The sequence below is a fragment of the Brevibacterium sanguinis genome (assembly GCF_003315415.1).
GTDB classification, from domain to species: domain Bacteria; phylum Actinomycetota; class Actinomycetes; order Actinomycetales; family Brevibacteriaceae; genus Brevibacterium; species Brevibacterium celere_A.
The window spans coordinates 1-1,359 of the sequence record NZ_QNSB01000023.1 but is presented as its reverse complement, the minus strand read 5'-3'; the positions used below and the strand labels follow the sequence as shown (position 1 = coordinate 1,359).

Below are 1,359 nucleotides of genomic sequence, written 5' to 3'. Positions count from 1 at the left end.
GCTTCGGCGAGCATGCCCTCCCGCGTCGCGATCTTCTTCCGCTCCCGACCCTCAACCTCACCCAGAGCCCGCTCCGCCGCATCGAGACGGTGATACCCCTCCCAATCCGTGTACTCCACACCCTTCGACTCCAGCAGATCGACGATCGCCGACTCCTCCGGATACACCGGCTCCGTCAGCACGCCCGATGCTCGATCCTCGAGAATATGGGTGATCGTCTCCAAAGCATCACCCTTCGTATGCCCGATCAGACCCACCGGACCACGCTTGATCCACCCCGTCGCATACACACCCTGCACCACATCAGCCTCAGCAGCCTCACCCTGGTCCAGAGTATCGACGACACGACCCTCATGATTCGGGATCACACCCCTGCGCGGATCGAACGGCAACTGCGGCAGAGCCGTCCCCGCATAACCGACAGCCCGATACACGGCATCCATCTCCCAATCGACGAACTCACCCGTCCCGTTGACACCCCCGGCACCATCAAGCTCCTGACGTTCCGTGCGCAGACCCGTCACCTTGTCCTCACCGAGGACCTCGACGGGGGCGTGGAGGAAATGCAGATGCAACCGACGCGGCGCACCCTTGGGATCACGCAGAGTGAAGTCCGTCAGCGTCTTCGTCACCTGCTTGACCTGATTGTTCGAATGAATACTCGCCATCGACGCCTCATCGAACTCGAAGTCCTCCGGATACACGATGATATCGACATCCTTGACATGACCCAGCTCCCGCAACTCCAACGGCGTGAACTTCGCCTGCGCCGGACCACGCCGACCGAACACATGGACATCGGTGACCTGCGACGCCTTCAACCCCTCATACACATGATCCGGGATCTCCGTCGAGTGCAGGTCATCGGCCTGCTTCGCCAGCACCCGGGCGACATCCAACGCGACATTCCCGTTGCCGATGACCGCGACCCGCTGCGCATCCAACGGCCAGGACTGGGACACATCCGGATGCGCGTCGTACCAGTTGACGAAGTCCGCAGCACCATAGGAACCCGGCAGATCGATTCCCGGGATGTCGAGATCGGCATCCTTGACACAACCGGTGGAGAAGATCACCGCGTCATACCGGTCCGTGAGCTCCTCGAGAGTGAGATCCGTGCCGTAGTCGACATTCGAGAACAGGCGGATGTCACCCCGGTCGAGGACCTTGATCAGCGCATTGATGATGCCCTTGATCCGCGGATGATCCGGGGCGACACCATACCGGACCAACCCGAAGGGGGCCGGCAGCCGGTCGAAGAGGTCGATGCTCAGCTCGAAGTCACGCTCGGCCTTCGTCAGCAGATCCGCCGCGTAGATACCGGCAGGACCCGCACCGACGATCGCGACGCGGAAGGGA

Annotated in this window: 1 protein-coding gene; it reads right to left on the bottom strand. The window is 62.0% G+C overall.

Translation table 11 applies throughout. The annotated features are described in order from the left end of the window. Positions 1-1,359: FAD-dependent oxidoreductase (locus tag DFO65_RS16865; protein WP_245940853.1), on the bottom strand; the 1,359-nt coding region annotated here is incomplete at both ends.